This window comes from Roseivivax lentus, from assembly GCF_900156805.1.
Lineage (GTDB): Bacteria > Pseudomonadota > Alphaproteobacteria > Rhodobacterales > Rhodobacteraceae > Roseivivax > Roseivivax lentus.
This window is the reverse complement of the sequence record NZ_FTOQ01000003.1, coordinates 204,278-224,873: the sequence shown is the minus strand read 5'-3', so window position 1 is coordinate 224,873 and position 20,596 is coordinate 204,278. Positions and strand designations below refer to the sequence as shown.

At 67.4% G+C, this 20,596-nt stretch carries 15 protein-coding genes; 9 read left to right on the top strand and 6 right to left on the bottom strand.

The window, feature by feature from the left end:
* Position 1 precedes the first annotated feature (1 nt).
* The 3 genes from BW990_RS07995 to BW990_RS07985 are packed head-to-tail and all read left to right on the top strand — an operon-like array spanning position 2 to position 3,002.
* Positions 2-508 (top strand): TRAP transporter small permease subunit, encoded by a 507-nt coding sequence (locus tag BW990_RS07995; protein ID WP_076446809.1) that lies wholly within the window; start codon positions 2-4, stop codon positions 506-508.
* A 4-nt stretch (positions 509-512) separates the two neighbouring features.
* On the top strand, positions 513-1,880 hold the full coding sequence (locus tag BW990_RS07990; protein WP_076446805.1) for a TRAP transporter large permease: 1,368 nt from the start codon (positions 513-515) through the stop codon (positions 1,878-1,880).
* 45 nt (positions 1,881-1,925) lie between these two features.
* On the top strand, positions 1,926-3,002 hold the full coding sequence (locus BW990_RS07985; protein ID WP_083950516.1) for a LacI family DNA-binding transcriptional regulator: 1,077 nt from the start codon (positions 1,926-1,928) through the stop codon (positions 3,000-3,002).
* Between the two features lie 131 nt (positions 3,003-3,133).
* On the opposite strand, the gene guaB is transcribed toward BW990_RS07985, so the two are convergent.
* A complete protein-coding gene (gene guaB / locus BW990_RS07980; protein WP_076446802.1) occupies positions 3,134-4,582 on the bottom strand; it encodes an IMP dehydrogenase in 1,449 nt (482 codons plus the stop codon).
* A 517-nt stretch (positions 4,583-5,099) separates the two neighbouring features.
* Between guaB and speB the strand changes: the two genes are divergently transcribed.
* From speB to ilvN, 5 genes are all read left to right on the top strand, one after another.
* Complete coding sequence (speB, locus tag BW990_RS07975; protein WP_076446799.1) at positions 5,100-6,059, top strand: agmatinase; 960 nt, start codon at positions 5,100-5,102, stop codon at positions 6,057-6,059.
* A 139-nt stretch (positions 6,060-6,198) separates the two neighbouring features.
* Positions 6,199-7,347, top strand: a complete 1,149-nt coding sequence (locus BW990_RS07970) for a CaiB/BaiF CoA transferase family protein (protein ID WP_076446796.1) — start codon at positions 6,199-6,201, stop codon at positions 7,345-7,347.
* Between the two features lie 76 nt (positions 7,348-7,423).
* Complete coding sequence (locus tag BW990_RS07965; protein ID WP_076446793.1) at positions 7,424-9,460, top strand: ASKHA domain-containing protein; 2,037 nt, start codon at positions 7,424-7,426, stop codon at positions 9,458-9,460.
* Between the two features lie 516 nt (positions 9,461-9,976).
* Positions 9,977-11,731 carry an acetolactate synthase 3 large subunit gene (locus BW990_RS07960; RefSeq protein ID WP_076446791.1) on the top strand — a complete coding sequence of 585 codons (1,755 nt, stop codon included), beginning with the start codon at positions 9,977-9,979 and terminating at the stop codon, positions 11,729-11,731.
* A 90-nt stretch (positions 11,732-11,821) separates the two neighbouring features.
* The gene (ilvN, locus tag BW990_RS07955; protein ID WP_076446788.1) at positions 11,822-12,385 is read left to right on the top strand and encodes an acetolactate synthase small subunit; all 564 of its coding nucleotides are present in this window, start codon (positions 11,822-11,824) and stop codon (positions 12,383-12,385) included.
* Between the two features lie 29 nt (positions 12,386-12,414).
* Here ilvN and BW990_RS07950 read toward each other — a convergent pair whose 3' ends face one another.
* Positions 12,415-12,759, bottom strand: a complete 345-nt coding sequence (locus tag BW990_RS07950) for a hypothetical protein (protein WP_076446785.1) — start codon at positions 12,757-12,759, stop codon at positions 12,415-12,417.
* 220 nt (positions 12,760-12,979) lie between these two features.
* Here BW990_RS07950 and BW990_RS07945 point away from each other — a divergent pair, with 220 nt between their 5' ends.
* A complete protein-coding gene (locus BW990_RS07945; RefSeq protein ID WP_076446782.1) occupies positions 12,980-13,786 on the top strand; it encodes a helix-turn-helix domain-containing protein in 807 nt (268 codons plus the stop codon).
* A 107-nt stretch (positions 13,787-13,893) separates the two neighbouring features.
* On the opposite strand, the gene prfB is transcribed toward BW990_RS07945, so the two are convergent.
* The 4 genes from prfB to BW990_RS07925 all read right to left on the bottom strand — a co-directional run bounded on the left by prfB (position 13,894) and on the right by BW990_RS07925 (position 20,586).
* Complete coding sequence (gene prfB / locus BW990_RS07940; RefSeq protein WP_076446779.1) at positions 13,894-15,018, bottom strand: peptide chain release factor 2; 1,125 nt, start codon at positions 15,016-15,018, stop codon at positions 13,894-13,896.
* Between the two features lie 322 nt (positions 15,019-15,340).
* Positions 15,341-17,848, bottom strand: a complete 2,508-nt coding sequence (locus tag BW990_RS07935; RefSeq protein WP_076446776.1) for a penicillin-binding protein 1A — start codon at positions 17,846-17,848, stop codon at positions 15,341-15,343.
* A gap of 112 nt (positions 17,849-17,960) precedes the next feature.
* The gene (locus BW990_RS07930; protein ID WP_076446774.1) at positions 17,961-19,199 is read right to left on the bottom strand and encodes an N-acetylmuramoyl-L-alanine amidase; all 1,239 of its coding nucleotides are present in this window, start codon (positions 19,197-19,199) and stop codon (positions 17,961-17,963) included.
* A gap of 235 nt (positions 19,200-19,434) precedes the next feature.
* On the bottom strand, positions 19,435-20,586 hold the full coding sequence (locus BW990_RS07925; RefSeq protein ID WP_076446773.1) for a pyridoxal phosphate-dependent aminotransferase: 1,152 nt from the start codon (positions 20,584-20,586) through the stop codon (positions 19,435-19,437).
* Positions 20,587-20,596: the final 10 nt, after the last annotated feature.

Here is a 20,596-nt window from a genome sequence, read left to right as displayed (position 1 = left end):
GATGCCCGAGCCGACGCCGATCCTGACGCCTATCTCGACGGCCATGAACACGGCGGGCGCGCTGATCGTGCTGGGCATGGTGGTGATCGTGAACATCGACGTGTTCGGCCGCTGGCTGGCCAATACGCCGCTGGCTGGAACGCTGGAGATGACCGAGATGGGCGTGGTCGCCGTGGTCTACCTGACCATCGCCCATGCGGTGGGCGGCAAGCGGCTGACCCGCTCGGACGCGCTGTTGGGCGCGCTGGCCAATCGCGGCAAGACGCGCATCGTCAATGCCTTGCGGCTGATCTTCAACTGCGCCGGTGTGGTCGTCTTCGCGCTGATTGCCTGGGGGCAGATCCCGCGGGTGATCGACGCCTGGGAACGGGGTTACTTCAAGGGCAACGTGGGCATCTTCACCGCGCCCACCTGGCCGCTCGAGACCATCATGCTGCTGGGCGCCGTCGCCGCCGGGCTGCAATTTCTCGTCCTGGCCTGGCGCCGTCTTCAAGACCTGAGGGGATGATCCGATGACCGGACTGGAACTCGGCCTGATCTCGGTCGGCGTGATCGTCGCGCTGATCTATGCGGGCATGCATGTGGCGGTGGCGCTGAGCCTCGTCTCCTTCGCCTCGGTCTGGATTCAGAACGGCGATCCCGTGCTTGCGGCCAAGCTCCTGACGCTCGCCGCCGCGGACGGCGTTGCCGACCAGACCTTCGCGGTGATCCCGCTTTTCGTGATGATGGGCCTGATCATGAGCGCGTCCGACGTGGGCCGCGACGCCTATGACGTGGGCGATTTCTTCCTGCGGCGGATCCGCGGCGGGCTGGGCCTTGCGACCGTGGGCTCCAACGCGGTCTTCGCCGCCGTGACCGGCGTCTCCATCGCATCGGCCGCCGTCTTCACGCGCGTCGCCGTGCCCGAGATGCTAAGGCTCGGCTATTCGCCGCGCTTCGCGGTGGGCACCGTGGCCGGCTCGTCGGTGCTGGGCATGCTGATCCCGCCGTCGATCCTGCTCATCATCTTCGCCATCCTCACGGAGCAATCTATCGGCCTGATGTTCTTTGCGGGCATCGGCCCGGGCATCCTGCTCTCGGGCGTCTATTGCCTCGGCATCGTGGCGATGGCCTACCTGATCCCGAGTTTCGTCTTCGACCAGACCGGGCGCTTCGCGACACCCGACGGCACCAGCGTCGGCACCGGCCCGCTGCCGCAGGACCTGAGCCCGCCCGACCGCAGCATGGGCGAGATCCTCGCAAAATCGCTGCCGCTCATCGGGCTCATCACCATCGTTCTGGGCGGGATATACGGCGGGGTCTTCACGCCCACCGAAGCCGGTGCCGTCGGCACGCTGGCCGCGCTCATCCTCGCGGTCGCGCGGCGCAAGCTTTCGCTCGCGGATTTCTGGGGCGTGCTGAAGGAAACCGGGCATCTGACCGCCGCGGTGTGTTTCCTGGTGATTGCCGCCACCATGTATACCCGCTCGCTGGGTCTGGCCGGGGTGCCGGTGGAGATCGGCGCGCTGGTGCAGACGGCGACCGACGACTTCCTGATGGTGATCCTGATCTACATTCTCGTGATCCTGTTTCTCGGCACGATCATCGACAGCGTGTCCATCATCCTCATCATGGTGCCGCTGTTCCTGCCGGTGATGAACAGCTTCGGCGCCGATCCCATCTGGTTCGGCATCATCACGGTGATCGCCGTCGAGGTCGGGCTGCTGACGCCGCCGCTGGGGATGGCCTGTTTCGTCATCAAGGGCTGTCTCGAGGATGACCGCATCACGCTGGGCGATGTCTTCCTCGGCGCGGCACCCTTTGCCCTGATGATGGTTTTCGTGCTGGCCCTGCTGACAGCCTGGCCGGACCTCGTATATATCGACCGCTGGTTCGGCTGACCTCTGCGCTGTCCGAACGCCGCCAGCAAACCGGAGCTGCAGGACGTGACAGGATCGGACGAGAGAAACGGCACCGTCGCGCCCGCTCCCGGGCGCAAGGCGCGGCGGGTCAAGATCGCCGATATCGCCTCCGCCGCGGGCGTGCACCCCTCGACCGTGTCGCGGGTCCTGCGCGCCGATCCGCGCGGACGCATCTCCGAAAGCGTGGCGGAGCGGGTGCGCGAGATGGCCAAGACGCTGGGCTACCGTCCCGACGCGGTGGCCGCGAGCCTGCGGACCGGCTCCACCCAGACCATCGGCGTCATCGTGCATGACATCGAGGATCCGGTCTATCCGCCCATCCTGCGCGGGATCGAACAGCGTCTGCTCGAACGGGGATTCATGACGGTCGTCGGCAATACCGGGTACGACCCGCATGCCGAAGCCGAGATGTTCGAACAGATGGCCAACCGGATGGTTGATGGCGTCATCCTGGGCACGACGCGCCTGCAGGACCCGGTGGTCCAGCGCGCGCAGGAGCTTGGCGTGCCGCTGGTCTCGGTCCTGCGCAGCACCGAGCATCTCGAATGCAGCGCGGTGGTCAACGATTGCGCCTCCGGGATGCGCGAACTCGTCGACGCGGTGGTGGCGCACGGGCATCGCGACATCGCGGTCATCGCCGCGCCGCAAGACCTGTCGACGGCGCGGGATCGCCTTTCTGGCCTCCGGGCGGGCCTTGCCGCGCATGGGCTAGAGGTGCCGGAGGAGCGACTGTTCACCGTCGAGCGGATGGATGTGGAAGCGGGCCGCCGGGCGGCATCCACGCTGCTCGAGCGTCGCCCGGACCCGCCACAGGTCATCATGGCGGTCAACGATCTGGTCGCCATCGGCGCCATCCAAGCCTGCCGCGCGCGCGGGCTGCGCGTCCCGGACGACATCTCGATCACCGGCTACAACGACATCCCGCTCGTCGACATGATCGATCCGCCGCTGACGACCGTGGCGATGAACCTGTCCGAGATCGGGATGCGGAGCGCGGATTGCCTGCTCGACCGGCTGTCGGCGCCCGAGGCGGAACCGCAGCTTACCCGCGTTCGGCCCGAATTGCGGCTGCGCGAGTCGCTCGCGACAATCGGGCGCTGAGCGGAGCGGCGCTTCCGGCGCCTCCGCGGTACGATCCCAGCCGCACCGGCCTGCCCGGCCAACGGGCCAACCGCCGCGGGAACATCCGCGCCGCCCATCCCGAGCGGCGCAGTTCCCGAGACAAAGACCGATCAGCCGATGCGATAATTCGGCGATTCCCGCGTGATCGCCACATCGTGCACGTGGCTTTCGCGCAGGCCCGCATTGGTGATGCGGACGAACCGGCAGCCGGTGCGCATGTCGGCCACGGTGGCGTTGCCGGTATAGCCCATCGCGGCGCGCAGACCGCCCACGAGCTGGTGGATCACCGCCCCCGCGGAGCCCTTGTAGGGCACCTGCCCCTCGATGCCTTCCGGCACCAGCTTGTCGGAGGCCGCATCCTTCTGGAAATACCGGTCCGCCGAACCGCGCGCCATGGCGCCGAGCGAGCCCATGCCGCGATAGGCCTTGTAGGACCGGCCCTGGTAGAGGATGACCTCGCCCGGGCTCTCGTCGGTGCCCGCGATCATCGAGCCGACCATGGCGCAGGACGCGCCCGCGGCGATTGCCTTGGCGAAATCGCCCGAGAACTTGATGCCGCCATCGGCGATCACCGGCACGTCGCCCGCGGCTTCCGCGCAATCCATGACGGCGGTCAGCTGCGGCACGCCGACGCCCGCAACCATGCGGGTGGTGCAGATGGAGCCCGGCCCGATCCCGACCTTGACCGCGTCCGCGCCCGCGTCGATCAGCGCGCGGGTCGCCTCGGCGGTGGCGACGTTGCCGGCGATGACCTGCAGCTCGTTCGACAGCCGCTTGGCGCGCCGCACCGCCTCGATCACCCCGGCCGAATGGCCATGTGCCGTGTCGATCACCACGATATCGACCCCCGCATCGAGCAGCGCCTCGGTGCGCTCGAAGCCCGCATCGCCCACGGAGGTGGCCGCGGCCACGCGCAGCCGTCCGAGCGCGTCCTTGCAGGCGGTCGGGTTCACCACGGCCTGCTCGGTATCCTTGAGCGTCAGGAGCCCGGTCAGCTTTCCGGCCGCATCGGTCACCAGAAGCTTCTCGATGCGGCGCTCCTTCATCTTGCTGATGGCCTCGTCGCGATCGGCGGGCTCGTGCAGGATGGCGAGGTTCTCGGAGGTCATCATCGCATGGACCGGCGTGTCGTCCCGGCCGGCGAAGCGCATGTCGCGGTTGGTGACGATGCCCACCACGCGGTGCTGCTCGTCGATCACCGGAAAGCCGGTGAAGCCGTAACGCTCGGTCAGCGCGCGGGCATCGGCCAGCGTCTGGTTCGCGGTCAGCGTGACGGGGTTGTAAACGATGCCCGATTCGAAGCGCTTGACGCGGCGCACCTCGCGGGCCTGTTCCTCGACGCTGAGGTTCTTGTGAATGACACCCATGCCGCCCGCCTGCGCCATGGTGATCGCCATGCGCGCTTCGGTCACGGTGTCCATGGCCGAGGACAGCAGCGGAATGTTGAGCGCGATCGACTTGGTAACCCGCGTGCGGGTATCGGCGGTCGAGGGCAGGACCTCGCTCGCGCCGGGCAGAAGAAGGACGTCGTCGAAGGTGAATGCCTCGCGAATCTCCATGATCGGACCTTTCCGTGGGGAGCCTCGTTTGGCGCTTCCCTATTACACGGGGCGCGGGGATTGGAAAGACCGCAGGCGGGATTTCTCCGGCGCGCGACGCCGTGTCTCGTCCGCTCATGTTGCGCGGCCGCCAAAAGAGCGTTTTTCGGGAAAGGTGAAGCATCAGGGGCCGCGCCCGGACCGGCGGAGTTCCGGACGGGCGGCTCTCGCGGGAGCCGAGGACGGCAAAACGGCGGCACCCCGATCGGTCCCGTGCACCGGCGGTACGGGGCGGCTTGTTCGGCTCCGGGGGATCCTGCCGCAGGGCCGGGCGCAGGCCCGGCCATGATGGCGCGCCCCATATGCTTCACCTTTCGCGGATGTCGCCCGGGGATGAATTGGCCGCAGGCCAAGAGGGGGCTGGCCCCCTGTCGCCGTCCGCGGGCCCGCCCGCGGACATGACCTGCATGCGCGCATGGCGCGCATTCCGCCGGATCGAGGCTTGCCAGTTGTCGCACAGGGACCGAGACTGCGCGGCATGGGACATGGATACGACACCGGGCGGCTGAACCTGCCCTTCACCGGCATCTGCACCTTCGCCAAGAAGCCCTTCGAGCCCGACTGGTCGCGGCTCGATGCCGATGCCGCCATCCTCGGCGCGCCGTTCGATGCGGGCACGCAATACCGCGCGGGCGCCCGCTTCGGCCCGCGGGCGGTGCGCGAGGCCTCGACGCTGTTTTCCTTCGGTCATGCGGGCGCTTACGACCACGAGGACGACGTCACCTATCTCGGCCCCGACGTGCAGATCGTCGATATGGGCGATGCGGACATCATCCACACCGACACGGTGCAGAGCCACGCCAATATCGAGGCGGGCGTGCGCGCCGCCCTGCGCGCGGCCGCGCTTCCGGTGGTGATCGGCGGCGATCATTCGGTCAACATCCCCGCCATCCGGGCCTTCGACGATGCGGGCGACATCCATATCCTGCAGATCGACGCGCATCTCGATTTCGTCGACGAGCGCCACGGCGTGCGGCACGGCCACGGCAACCCGATGCGCCGCGCCGCCGAGCGGCCCTTCGTCTCCGGCCTGACGCAGCTCGGCATCCGCAATGTCAGCTCTACCGCCAAGGACGGCTATGACGATGCCCGCGCGATGGGCGCAGATATCCTGTCGGTGCGGCAGGTCCGCCGCCTGGGCGCGCGCGCCACGGCGGCGCGCATCCCGCCCGGCGCGCGGGTCTACATCACCCTCGATATCGACGCCTTTTGCCCCTCCATCGCGCCCGGGACCGGCACGCCGTCCCATGGCGGCTTTCTCTATTACGAGGTGCTTGAGCTTCTGCAGGAGGTCGCGCAGGCCCATGAGGTGGTGGGGATCGACCTCGTCGAGGTGGCGCCCGATTACGACCCCTCGGGATCGACCGCGATCCTTGCCGCGCAGATCCTGATGAACCTCCTGGGCTTCGTCTTTCACGCCCGCCGCGCCGCGGGCTGACCCGCCCGCGCCCGAATATCCGGCGAAGACCGGGCATCATGCCGCCGAACCCGGCCCGGGACGACGGAAAGCCCTTGCATCCCCGCGCCGGCCCGCGTTCAACGGCGACAGCACGACCTGAGCAGACGAGCCCCTCATAATGTCACAGCCGCTTGCCGGACTGATCGTACTCGACCTGAGCCACATGGTCGCGGGTCCCTTCGCGACGCGAATCCTTGCCGATCTCGGTGCCCGGATCATCAAGATCGAGCGCCCCGGGACCGGTGATGACGGCCGCGCCCTTCCCCCGTTCAAATCGGGCAAGAGCGCGCATTTCGCCGCGCTCAACCATTCCAAGGCATCCATCGCGCTCGACCTCAAATCCGGGGACGGCCAAGAGATCGCGGCCCGGCTCCTCGCCCGCGCCGATATTCTCGTCGAGGCCTTCCGCCCCGGCGTGATGGACAAGTTCGGCCTCGGCTGGGAGACGTTGCGCACGCGTCATCCGCGGCTGATCTACGGCTCGCTGTCGGGCTACGGGCAGACCGGCCCCGATGCCCGCCGCCCGGCCTATGACATGATCGCCGAGGCCCGCGGCGGCGTCATGGCCGAGACCGGCGAACGCGGCGGGCTGCCGGTGCGGCTCGGGGCGCCGATCGGCGATATCGCGGCGGCGATGTACCTCGCGCAGGGAATTCTCGCCGCGCTCTACGACCGGGAGCGCAACGGCCAGGGCCGCCGCGTCGATGTGGCCATGCTCGATGCGCAGCTGGCCCTGCAATCGCGCGGCGTCGCGCAAAGCGCGACCGGCGGCCGCTCACCCGAGCCGCGCGGCACCAGAAGCGCCGAGATCGCCCCCTCGGAGGCGGTGGCCACGTCCGATGGCCGCATCGTGCTGGCGGCAGGCAACGACCGGCTCTTCGAGAAGCTCTGCACCGCGCTCGACCTGCCGCTGAGCGACGATCCGCGTTTTGCCAGCAATGCCGACCGAGTGGAGAATGCGCGCCTGCTGCGCCGCCTGATCGAGGCCATCACGCTGGAGAAGACCCGCGCGCATTGGCTGGCCCGGCTGACCGCGGCGGGCATCCCCTGCGCGCCCGTCCAGGGCGTCGACGAGGCCATGAAGGACCCGCAGATCCTCGCGCGGAACATGGTGGTGGACGTGCTCGACCGGAACGGGCGCAAGGCCTATGTCGCGCCCGGCAACCCGATCAAGATGTCGGGCGCCGAGGATCGCACCGCGCGCAGCCCCGCCCCCGACCTCGACGGCAATCGCGGCGAGATTCTGCGCTGGCTCGACGGGGAGTGACCGCGACACGTCGCCTCCTGCCTTTTCCTTGCCCGCAAAACTTCTAATGTGCGCGCAAGTTCAGCAAGGAGCCCCCATGACTCGCGATCCCCTCGTCGTCTTCACCCCATCGGGCAAGCGCGGCCATTTCCCGGCCGGCACGCCGGTCCTGCAGGCCGCGCGGCAATTGGGCGTCGATCTCGATTCGGTCTGCGGCGGGCGCGGCATCTGTTCCAAGTGCCAGATCACGCCCTCCTTCGGGGAGTTCTCAAAGCACGGTCTGACCTCGCAGCCGGATGCCCTGTCGGCCTGGAACGCGGTCGAGGCGCGCTATGACGAGAAACGCGGCCTGAAGCCCGGGCGGCGCCTCGGCTGCCAGGCGAAAATCGAAGGCGACGTGGTCATCGACGTGCCCGCGGAAAGCCAGGTGCACCGCCAGGTCGTGCGCAAGGCCGCGAGCACCCGCGCCATCGCCATGGACCCCGCCACCCGGCTGCATTTTGTCGAGGTGGCCGAGCCGGACATGCACGTGCCCACGGGCGATTTCGAGCGTCTCGCCGCCGCGCTGGAGCGGGAATGGGGCATCACCGGTCTCCGGGCCGATCTGCCCGTGCTGGCGGGCCTGCAAAAGGTGCTGCGGCGCGGCAAGTGGCAGGTCACGGCGGCAGTGCACCGCGATCACACCGGCGGGCCGCCGCGGCTTCTCGCTTTGTTTCCGGGCCTGCACGAGGCGGGTCTTTACGGGCTGGCCATAGATCTCGGCTCCACCACCATCGCGGCGCATCTGACCGATCTCGATACCGGCGCGGTGGTGGCCTCGGCGGGTGTGATGAACCCGCAGATCCGCTTCGGCGAAGATCTGATGAGCCGCGTCTCCTACGCGATGATGAATCCCGGCGGCGATGCCGAGATGACCCGCGCCGTGCGCGAGGCCATCGACACGCTGATCGTCGAGATCGCCGCCGAGGCCGGGATCGACCCCGCGCTGATCCTCGAGGCGGTCTTCGTCTGCAACCCGGTGATGCACCATCTGCTGCTGGGGATCGACCCGGTGGAGCTGGGCCAGGCGCCCTTCGCGCTGGCAAGTTCGGACGCGATGAACCTGACCGCGCGGGAGTTGGACCTTGCGGCCCTGCCCGCCGCGGCGCGGGTCTACGTGCTGCCCTGCATCGCGGGCCATGTGGGCGCGGACGCGGCGGCGGTGGCCCTGTCGGAGGCGCCGGGCCGGTCCGAGGACCTCGTGCTGGTGGTCGATGTGGGCACAAATGCCGAGATCCTGCTGGGCGACAGGAGCCGCGTTCTGGCCTGCTCCTCGCCCACCGGACCCGCCTTCGAGGGCGCGCAGATCTCCTCGGGGCAGCGCGCGGCACCGGGGGCCATCGAGGCGATCCGCATCGACCCCGAGACGAAGGAACCGCGCTTCCGCGTGATCGGCAGCGACCTCTGGTCGGACGAGCCCGGCTTTGCGGAGGCCGTGGGCGCCGGTGGCATCACCGGCATCTGCGGCTCGGGCATCATCGAGGCGGTGGCCGAGCTGCGCCTCGCTGGCCTGATGGACGAAAGCGGGCTGATGGGCTCGGCCGAGCAGACCGGTAGCCCGCGCATGATCGCCGACGGGCGCACGCATGAATACCTGGTCTGGGACGGCAGCGCGACGGGCGGGCCGCGCATCACCGTGACCCAAGGCGATATCCGGGCGATCCAGCTTGCGAAATCGGCGCTTTACGCCGGCGCGCGGCTCTTGATGGACGAACGCGGGGTCGACAAGGTGGACCGCGTGGTGCTGGCGGGCGCGTTCGGCGCGCATATCTCGCCCAAACACGCGATGGTGCTGGGCATGATCCCGGACGTGCCGCTCGACAAGGTGACCTCGGCGGGCAATGCCGCGGGCACCGGCGCGCGGATCGCGCTTTGCAATATCGCCGCCCGCGCGGAGATCGAGCGGACGGTGCGCGAGATCACCAAGGTCGAGACGGCCATCGAGCCTCGCTTCCAGGAGCATTTCGTCGCCGCCAACGCGATCCCGCACAAGACCGATCCCTTCCCGGAGCTGCAGGCGGTGGCGACCCTGCCCAAGGTGGCCTTCGGTGCCGGTGGCGACCGCGAGGGCGGACGGCGGCGGCGCAGACGGTAATCCGTCCCCCGGGCGGCGCGTGCCCTGGCCGTGCCGCCGGAAGAGCGATTTTTTGGAAAGGTGAAGGAGCTGCGGGCGCGCCCGGCATCCGCGGCCTTGCGGAGTCCCGTAACGACGGAAGCCGAGGGCGCGAAACGCCGGCACGCCGTTCGGACCCGGTCGCGGGGCCCGGCGGCGGCGACATGCGCGACGCCGGCAAATTCCGCGCAATCAGGGAAGCTAATTTTGCAAATTCCCCGCCGAAGGACGTTTTGACGCAATAAACGCCAAATTTGCCGCAGGGCCCTTGAAACTTTTTTCGCCAATTGGCGGTTGACGCCCCGTTTTGAGCCGCATACAGGTGATGCGCACGCGTAAGGAGCCGCAGGGCATGATCCCTTTCCTCGTACACATCGTCAGGACAAGGCGCATGGGCCGGTAACGGACACCCTACAGGACCCCCATGCGCCCTCGGACAAAATCCGGGGGCTTTTTCATGCGCGCGACACGAACGAACGCCTCAGACGGAGAGACTCGATGAGCAAGGCGATGACCGGAGCGAAAATGGTGGTTCAGGCCCTGAGGGATCAGGGTGTGGACACGGTATTCGGCTATCCCGGCGGCGCCGTGCTGCCGATCTATGACGAAATCTTCCAGCAGAACGACATCCGGCACATCCTGGTCCGGCACGAGCAGGGCGCGGTTCATGCCGCCGAAGGTTATGCCCGGGCCACCGGCAAGCCGGGCGTCTGCCTCGTGACTTCGGGTCCCGGCGCCACCAACGCGGTGACGGGCCTGACCGATGCGCTGATGGATTCGATCCCGATCGTCGTTCTCACCGGCCAGGTGCCGACCTTCATGATCGGCTCGGACGCCTTCCAGGAAGCGGACACCGTCGGCATCACCCGGCCCTGCACTAAGCATAACTGGCTGGTCAAGGAGACCGAGAAGCTGTCGGCCACGATCCACGAGGCCTTCCATGTCGCCACCGCCGGCCGTCCCGGCCCGGTGCTGGTCGACATTCCGAAGGATGTGCAGTTCGCCTCCGCCGATTACCAGCCGCGCAATGCCGCCAAGACCCAACGCTACCAGCCGCAGGTCAAGGGCGACATGGAAATGATCACCAAGCTCGTCGAGGCGATCGAGACGGCCAAGCGTCCGGTCTTCTATACCGGCGGCGGCGTGATCAATTCGGGCCCGGCGGCCAGCCAGCTGCTGCGCGAGCTGGTGGACGCGACCGGCTTCCCGATCACCTCGACGCTGATGGGGCTCGGCGCCTATCCCGCCTCGGGTCGCGGCTGGCTCGGCATGCTGGGGATGCACGGGCTCTACGAGGCCAACCTCGCCATGCATGGCTGCGATCTGATGATCAATGTGGGCGCGCGCTTCGACGACCGGATCACCGGCCGGCTCGATGCCTTCTCGCCGAATTCGCGCAAGGCGCATATCGATATCGATCCGTCCTCGATCAACAAGGTCGTGCGGACGGATTTCCCGATCATCGGCGATGTGGGCCACGTCCTCGAGGACGTGCTGAAGGTCTGGAAGGCGCGCGGGCGCAAGGTCAACCGCGAGGGCCTGCAGCGCTGGTGGGCGGAGATCGAGGAATGGAAGAAGGTCGACTGCCTGAAATACAAGCCGTCGGGCAAGACCATCCGTCCGCAGCACGCCATGGCGCGGCTCGAGGCGCTGACCAAGGATCGCGACCGCTATATCTGCACCGAGGTCGGCCAGCACCAGATGTGGGCCGCGCAATATCTGGGCTTCGAGGATCCGAACCGCTGGATGACCTCTGGCGGCCTCGGCACGATGGGCTACGGCTTCCCGGCCTCCATCGGCGTGCAGATGGGCCATCCCGACGCGCTGGTCATCAACGTCGCGGGCGAGGCATCCTGGCTGATGAACATGCAGGAGCTGGGCACCGCGGTGCAGTTCCGCCTGCCCGTGAAGCAGTTCATCCTGAACAACGAACGCCTCGGCATGGTGCGCCAGTGGCAGGAGCTGCTGCATGGCGAGCGCTATTCCCACAGCTGGTCCGAGGCGCTGCCCGATTTCGTCAAGCTGGCCGAAGCCTTCGGCTGCAAGGGCATCATCTGCAAGGATCCGGCGGATCTCGATGATGCGATCATGGAGATGATCGAGCATGACGGACCGGTGGTGTTCGACTGCCTCGTCGAGAAGCACGAGAACTGCTTCCCGATGATCCCCTCGGGTGAGCCGCACAACAAGATGCTCTTGGGTGAGGCGTCCACCAAGGACGCGATCGGCGCAAAGGGCGCGGTGATGGTGTGAGCACCGGGGGATGCGGCGACGCATCCCCTGCCCCATTCCGCCGTCGAAACGACCGGCGCGCCCGCCGCGCCATCCTGAAGGAAGACCATTATGTCCGCTCTGAAGATCAAGAAAGGCTCGACCAAGCATTCGGCCTACAACCTCCGCCCGACCTTCTCGGAGCACCTGGAGACCCACACGCTGGCGGTGATCGTCGATAACGAACCGGGCGTGCTGGCCCGCGTGATCGGGCTGTTTTCCGGGCGCGGATACAACATCGACAGCCTTACCGTGGCCGAGATCGACCACGAGGGGCACCAGTCGCGCATCACCATCGTCACCACCGGCACGCCGCAAGTGATCGAGCAGATCAAGGCGCAGCTCGGCCGCATCGTGCCCGTGCACGAGGTCCACGACCTCACCGTCGAGGGCCGGTCCGTCGAACGGGAACTGGCGCTTCTGAAGGTGTCGGGCAGCGGCGACAAGCGGGTCGAGGCGCTGCGGCTCGCGGATATCTTCCGCGCGCAGGTCGTCGACTCGACGCTGGAGAGCTTCGTCTTCCAGATCACCGGCACACCCGAGAAAGTCGATGCCTTCGCGGATCTGATGCGGCCGCTCGGCCTGCAGGAAGTGGCGCGCACCGGGGTTGCAGCCCTGGCACGCGGCACCGAGTGATCGTCAGGAATTGATCGTCCGGGCGGCGATCAGGCCACGTTGGTGACCTGCGTCTCCGCCTGGTCGGTCTGCGGGCGCTGCATCTGGTAGACATTGGTCGTCCCGGACGGGCCCTGGCGCACGAGCATGCGCGGCAGCGGCCTGTGCGATCCCTTCTCGACCCGCCGAAGGTTGCAGGCGCGGCGATACACGTCGTCCTCGGTATCCACCGAGCACAGGATCAGGTCTCCGGCGTCGATCTCTGCCCCCGTGAACGTGGAGTCCTCGCCGGGCGTTACGAAGGCCAGGTCGCCTTGATCTTCGCACCAGATCACCGCTGTACCCTTCGTCGCATTGGCCCAAAGCACAACACCGTACACGTCACGTTTCATCATTTTCTGATTTCCTTTTTCCCCGTAAAGCCAGTCTCAGAAAAAAAGGCTGCAGCGCCTACGTCCTAAGCTGATAAAATGCGGGGGTATTTGTGCCAATTACGGTTTCACCTGTTGCGCATTCGCGTCAAAGCTGTAGCTTAAGCGCGCCATAACGGCTTTTGTGCCAGTCGCCTTGTTTGGGCAGAACCCGAAACAACTCTTTGATCCCAAGGATTAATCCATGGCGACGGTCGAAAAGTCCAACCCGTCGGACCTGCGGGCCCGCTTTGGCGCTAACTTGCGTCACCTGAGCCGCCGCGCCCCGTCGATCTCGGCCCTGTGCCGCGAGATCGGAATTAATCGGACGCAGTACAATCGCTATCTGTCCGGCGAAAGCTTTCCGCGTCCCGATATCCTTTACCGGATCTGCGAATTCTTCAACGTGGACGCGCGTATTCTGCTCGATCCGGTCGAGGATATCGAACGCGGGCGCCACGGTTTGACCTCCGCCACGGAATTGCAGGATTTCCTCGGGGGGGAAAACGTGCTCGCGCCGCCCGAGGCGGATTTCCCATCCGGCTTCTACCGGTTCAGCCGCCCGAGCTTCGTCGACGACAAGCGCTTTCTCATCAGCCTCGTGATCATCTACCGCAGATCCGGCCAAGCCTTCCTGCGCGGCCTCGAAGCGCGCGAGGCGATGCGGCGGCAGGGCCTTCCGCTCGACCGGCGCATGCGGGAATTCCGCGGTCTCGTGATCCCGCAATTCAACGGCGTGGCGATCCTGATTAGCCGCCGGGGCGGTCAGACCACCAGCTTCAACTTTCTGAGCCGGGTGCCCACCTTCGAGAACAATTTCTGGGTCGGATACACCGCGCGGACGGTTTCGGAGACGCAGACCGGCGCGCGGTTCGCCCGGCAGGTCTATGAATATCTCGGCCCCTCGATCGGCCCGGCAATCCGGGCCGCAAGGAAATCGGGGCTCTGCGAGGCGCGCGACCTGCCGCCCTTCCACCGCCAGCAATTGAAGATCGGGCAAAGCGTCGGCTGAGATGCGCCGCGCCGGGCAGCGTCGCCCGACTGTCGCGCATCCTCAGCATGGACGCGGTCATGCGCCCCGCCTTGGCCAACCGCCGAAACGCCGTTGATATCCGGCGCTCAGCCCGCCTGCGCGTCCGACCGGCTCTTGCCCGAGACCTTGAGCGCCAGCGTCGCCGCCATGAACGGATCGAGATCGCCGTCGAGCACCCCTTGCGTGTCCGAGGTCTCCACGCCGGTGCGCAGGTCCTTCACCATCTGGTAGGGCTGCAGCACGTAGGAGCGGATCTGGTTGCCCCAGCCCGCCTCGCCCTTGGCTTCGTGCTGGGCGTTGATCTCGGCATGCCGCTTGTCCAGCTCCATCTGGTAGAGCCGCGATTTCAGCGCCTTCATCGCGATGTCGCGGTTCTGGTGCTGGGACTTCTCCGACGAGGTCACGACGATGCCGGTCGGCGCGTGGGTGATCCGCACGGCCGAGTCGGTGGTGTTGACGTGCTGGCCGCCCGCGCCCGAGGACCGGTAGGTGTCGACGCGGATATCCGCGGGGTTCACCTCGATCTCGATATTGTCGTCGACGACCGGGTAGACCCAGACCGAGCAGAACGAGGTGTGCCGCCGCGCCGCGCTGTCATAGGGCGAGATGCGCACGAGCCGATGTACGCCCGATTCCGATTTCAGCCAGCCATAGGCGTTGTGCCCGGAGATCTTGTAGGAGGCCGACTTGATGCCCGCCTCTTCACCCGGGGATTCCGATTGCAGCTCGACATCGTAGCCCTTCTTCTCGGCCCAGCGGACATACATCCGCGCAAGCATCGCGGCCCAGTCGCAGCTTTCGGTGCCGCCCGCGCCGGAATTGATCTCGAGGAAGGTATCGTTGCTGTCCGCCTCGCCGTCGAGCAGCGCCTCCAGCTCCTTCGTCGCGGCCTTCTCGGCCAGCGCACGGAGCGCGGTCTCGGCTTCCGACACGATCTCGTCGTCGCCCTCGGCCTCTCCCATCTCTATCAGCTCGACCTGGTCGCTCTTCTCCTGCGAGATGGTGCGATAGGTCTCCATCGCATCGACCAGAAGCTGACGGTCGCGCATCAGCTTTTGCGCCGCCTCGGGATCGTTCCAGAGATTGGGGTCCTCGACGCGGGCATTGAACTCCTCGAGCCGGTGCTCGACCGTGTCCCAGTCCAGACGCTGGCGCAGCAGGGCCAGGGACTTCTCGATCCGCGCGACATTGTTTTCGGCTTCAGCACGCATGGGGGCTCCCGCGTCTCAGATTGGATGGACCTGCCTGATATCGCATGTCCGGAGGCCTCACAAGAAGCCGGCGGCGCCGGGCTGCGGATCGCAGGTCCGGGGTGGGCCGCATCGACAGTATCGCGTTCTGCAAGAGCGCGTCGGACATCGCAAGGCGCCGGCCATTCCCCTTCACCTTTCCGAAGAAACGCAATGCCGCCGCTGCTCTACCGCGCCTCGGCTCTTTAATGCTTCTCGTTTCCGGGATGCGACGCGCCCGCGCGCCCCGCAGGGGCGCGCGGGCGCGCGGATCGGCCCGGGCGAAGCCCGGGTCGATCCAGATTCAGTAAAGACCGCCCGAGGACAGCGTTCCGAAGCTCGCCTTGGGGCCGACCACGGCCTTCTTGCCGCTGGAGGTCGTGACCTCGCGCGCCGGACCCGTGGGCGTGATGACATCGAAGCCCGAGCCCATCGCCCAGCCACCGTCGAACTGGATGCCGAAGAGCGGCTCGAGCCCTTCGCGGAAACACTCCGCCACGACATTGGCCCCCGATGCCCCGTCACCCAGGCGCGCGCCGGTGCCGCGGTCGATCTTGATGAACATGCAATCGTCCGGAACGGTGAATTCCCCGCCGCCATATTTCGCCACGGCCTTCTGCATGAAGCGCTGGAAGACCGGGCCGCACATGCCGCCACCCGAGGCGCCGCTGCCCAGCGACCGCGGCTGGTCGTGGCCGATATAGCAGCCCGCGACGATGTTCGAGGTGAAGCCCACGAACCAGACATCCTTTGCGTCGTTGGTGGTGCCGGTCTTGCCCGCCGTGGGCACGCTGAGATTGACCGTGCCCGACGCCGTGCCGCGCTCCACCACGCCGCGCATCATCGAGGTCAGCTGGTAGGCAGTGACCGGGTCCATGACCCGTTCGCGGTTGTTGGCGATGCGCGGCGCCTCGCCCGGCGGCAGGTTCGGATCGGAGCAATTGACGCAGACGCGTTCGTTGTCGCGCTCCTTCTCGTGGTTGTAGACGGTGCGGCCGTAGCGGTCCTGCACGCGGTCCACGAGCGTCGGCTCCACCCGTTCGCCGCCATTGGCGAACATCGCGTAGGCCGCGACCATCTTGAAGAGCGTGGTCTCCTCCGAGCCGAGCGCATTGGCCAGCACCCGCTGCATGTCCTCGTAGACGCCGAAGCGCTCGGCGTAGCGGGCCACGGTGTCCATGCCGATTTCCTGCGCCAGACGCACGGTCATCAGGTTCCGCGACCGTTCGATCCCGGTGCGCAGCGGCGTGGGCCCGTAGAACTGGTTCGAGGCGTTCTTGGGCCGCCAGACGCCCTGGGGCGTGTTGATCTCGATGGGCGCGTCCACGACGATCGTCGCCGGGCTGTAGCCTGAATCGAGCGCGGCCGCATAGACGAAGGGCTTGAAGCTCGAACCCGGCTGGCGGTTGGCCTGGGTGGCGCGGTTGAACACCGAATGCTGGTAGGAAAATCCGCCCTGCATCGCCAGAACGCGCCCCGAATTGACGTCCATGGCCATGAAGCCGCCCTCGACCTCGGGCACCTGGCGCAGCGACCAGCGGATGAACTCGTCGCTGCCATCGGCCATCATGCGGCGCACATGCACGATGTCGCCGCGGGTGAAATTGTCGAAGAAATCGCCGCGCAGCCAGCGGATATCCTCGCGCGGGACGGTGCCTTCGCCATGCCCTTCGATGCCGAGGGTCAGCGTGTTTTCGGCCACGTCGAGGACCACCGCCGGGTACCATTGGCTTTCGAGGTCGATATCGCGCGCGACGCTCTCGCCGCGCAGCGCCTCGTCCCACGCGGCCAGCGCCTCTTCGGGCAGCGTCTTGCCGGTGCCGCGCCAGATGCCGATGGAGCGGTCATATTGTTCGAGCGCGATCCGCAGCGACCGGGCCGCCTCCCGCTGCATCTCGGGATCGAGCGTCGCGCGCACCGAGAAGCCGCCCGAGAAGAACTCGCCCTCGCCAAAATCGCGGCTGAGCTGGCGGCGGATCTCGTCGGTGAAATAGTCGCGCGGCGGCAGCTGATCCTGGAACGGGGTGAAATCGCCGTTCTGCACGGAGCGCAGCGGCATGTCGCGCTCGCTCTGATAGGCGGCCTCGGTGATGTAGCCGTTCTCGTACATCTCCTTCAGCACGAAATTGCGCCGCGCGAGAAGCCGGTCGGCATTGCGGACGGGATGATAATCCGAGGGCGCCTTGGGCATGGAGGCGAGGAACGCGACCTCGTGCGGGGCGAGCTGCGACAGGGTCTTGTTGAAATAGGTCTGCGCCGCGGCGGTCACGCCGTAGGAATTCTGCCCGAGGAAGATCTCGTTCAGGTACAGTTCGAGGATCTTGTCTTTCGACAGCGTGTTCTCGAGCCGGGTGGCGAGGATGATCTCCTTGATTTTGCGTTCCGCGCGCCGGTCGCCGCCCAGAAGGAAGTTCTTCATCACCTGCTGGGTGATCGTCGAGGCGCCGCGCACGTCCTGGCCCCGCGAACGGACCGCGTCGACGATGGCCGCCGCGATGCCGCGCGGGTCGTAGCCTTCGTGGACGTAGAAATTCTTGTCCTCTGCCGAGATGAAGGCCTGCTTGACCAGATCGGGGATCTCGTTGGCGGGGGTGAAGAGGCGCCGTTCCTGCGCGAACTCGTCGATGATCCGGCCCTCGGTGGAATAGATCCGGCTGATCGTCGGCGGAGTGTATTGCGCCAGGCTCTCGTGGCTCGGCAGATCGCGACCGTAGATCCAGAAGATCGCGCCGATCGAGATCGCGATGGCGGCAATGCCCAGCGTCAGCAGCGAAAAGATCGCGCCGAAGAAGGACAGGATGAAACGGGTCATGGCATTCGCCTCGAACACAAGCAGATTGGTGGGGCAGTATAGTGGATCGGCGCCCGGGTCAAAACACGGAACGGTGCGACATCAGCGCCTCTCCGCCGGACATGACGCGCCGTTACTGGCGCCGGAGCCCCGCTAGCGCCGCATCCTCCACCGCCCAGTCGAGAAGCCCGTCGCGGATGCCCGCCGCCATGCCCGCGCGCCAGGCCGGATCACGCAGCTTGGCGAGATCCTCAGGCGTGGAAAGGTAGCCCACCTCGATCAGGACCGAGGGAATGTCGGCGCTTTTCAGCACGGAAAAGCCCGCGCTGCGCAGGGGCCGTTTGTGGATGTCGCCATTGGCATTGTCGATTCCCGCGACGAGCGCGCGAGCGAGCGCGGCGCTGCGCGGGCTGGTATCGAGCCGGGCGAGGTCCATGAGCACGCCCGCGACCCGGTCATCGGTGCGCTTGAGGTCGAGCCCCGCGAGGATATCGTCGCGGCTGTGGCGTTCCGCCAGCGCAGCGGATGCGGCGTCCGAGGCATCCTCGGACAGGGTGTAGACCGTGGCGCCGCGCGCGATCCCCTCGGCCAGCGCATCCGCATGGAGCGAGATGAACAGATCCGCGCCCGCCGCATGGGCCGCCGCGACCCGGCCCTCCAGCGAGACGAAGACATCCGCGTCGCGGGTCAGCGTCACGTCGAAACCGCCCGTCCGCAGCAGAACCTCCTTCAATTCGCGCGCGAAGGTCAGCATCAGCGTCGCCTCGTTGGCATCGCCGTGTTCGGCCCCGGGATCGATGCCGCCATGGCCGGGATCGAGCACCACGTGCAGCGGCCGCCCGTCCTGCCCGCCGCGCGCCAGCGCCGTGACGGGGGCCGGCGGCGGCAGGTCCCAGCGCGGATCGCGCGGCGCGCCGGCGCTGGCCGCGAAGCTGCCGGCATCGGTCGGGGCGAGCGTCACCGTGAGCCGCGCGGCGCCGGTATCTTGGGCGATGCGCAGCCCCGCCTCCTGCACCGCAAGCGGCGCCGCGAGCACGGCGACGAGGCGCGACCAGCCCGCGCGGTAGACGCCCATGCGCAGCTCGGTGACCGCCTCGGACCGGTCGAGAGCGGCAGCCTCGGCCGTGCCCCAGTCGACCTCGCGGAAATCGAGGACGAGACGATCGGGATCCGTCAGGGTGAAGACGCGCCAGGGCACGCCCTGGCTGAGCGCCAGCTCGATCCGCGTGCCGTCGCCCCAGCGCGCATCGGTGATCGCGCTGGCCTCGGCGTCGAGCCGCGCAAGGCCGCCCAGCTCCTGGGCCTGAAGCGGCTGCAGGAATGCCCCGGCCCAGAGGGTCAGTGCCGTCAGAAATGCGATGGGTCTGCTCATACCGCCTCGCTTATGGTGTTTGCGTGATCCTAGCCCGGAGGCTGGGGGGCTGTCTGCCCCCCAGACCCCCCGAGAGGTATTTTTGGTCCGATCGTGATCGGGATCCGGTGCGATCCGGTGCGATCCGGTGATGCGGGAGGCGCTGACCGCCGAGCGCCCTTGCGATACAGAGTTCGCGTCGCGATCCCCGGCGGGGTATCGTGGTTAATGCGGTGTCACAATCCTTAACGGGCTGTCACATATCCCGCCGCGCGGCCATGTAGGCCTGCAGCCGGGCGAGGCCCTCCTCGATATCCGCGGTCGCGCGGGCATAGGAGAAGCGCAGCGTCGTGGCCCCCCGTTCGGGGTCGAAATCGAGCCCCGGCGTGACCGCGACACCGGCCTTCTCGAGGATGTCGGCGGCCAGCGCGCGGCTGTCCTTGGTCAGGTCCGAGACATCCGCATAGACGTAGAAGGCCCCGTCGGGCGGCGCGATCCGGTCGAAACCCGCCTTCGGCAGCCCTTCCAGCATCAGCGCGCGGTTTCTGGCATAGACCGCCATGTTGGCCTCGAGCTCCTCGGTCGCGTCCATCGCGGCGAGGGCGGCCACCTGGGCGGCGTGGGGGGCGCAGATGAAGAGGTTCTGCGCCAGCCGCTCCACCTGCCGGAGTTGCGCCTCGGGCACGACCATCCAGCCCACGCGCCAGCCGGTCATGGAGAAATACTTGGAAAAGGAATTGATGACGCAGACATCGTCCGAGATCTCGAGCGCCGAGACTGCCTTCGCCTCGTATTCGATGCCGTGATAGATCTCGTCCGAGATGAAGGCCGCCCCACGCTCCTGCGCGCAGGCGATGAGATCCGAGAGCGCGTCGCGGCCCAGCATCGTGCCGGTGGGATTGGCCGGCGAGGCCACCATCAGCCCCTGCCAGTCATGGGGGGCGAGATCGGCGGGCGTGGGCTGCAGGCGGTTCGCGTCCGAGCTTTCGACCTCGAGCGCATTGAGATCGAGCGCCCGCAGGATCTGGCGGTAGGACGGGTAGCCCGGACGCCCGAGGGCCACCGTTTCGCCCGCGTCGAAAAGCGCGGTGAAGGCGAGGATGAAGGCGCCCGAGGAGCCCGGCGTGACGACAACCCGCGCGGGATCGAGATCGACGCCGTACCACGTGCCGTAGAGCTGCGCGATCCGGGCGCGGAGCGCGGGCAGGCCCAGCGCCACCGTGTAGCCCAGCGCATCGTCCTGCATCGCGCTGGCCAGCGCGCGGCGCGCGGCGTCGGGTGCGGGCGTTCCGGGCTGGCCCACTTCCATGTGGATGATGCGGCGGCCCGCATCCTCCGCCGCGCGGGCGGCCTCCATCACGTCCATCACAATGAAGGGATCGACCGCACCCCGCCTTGAGTTCCGCATATCCGCCTCT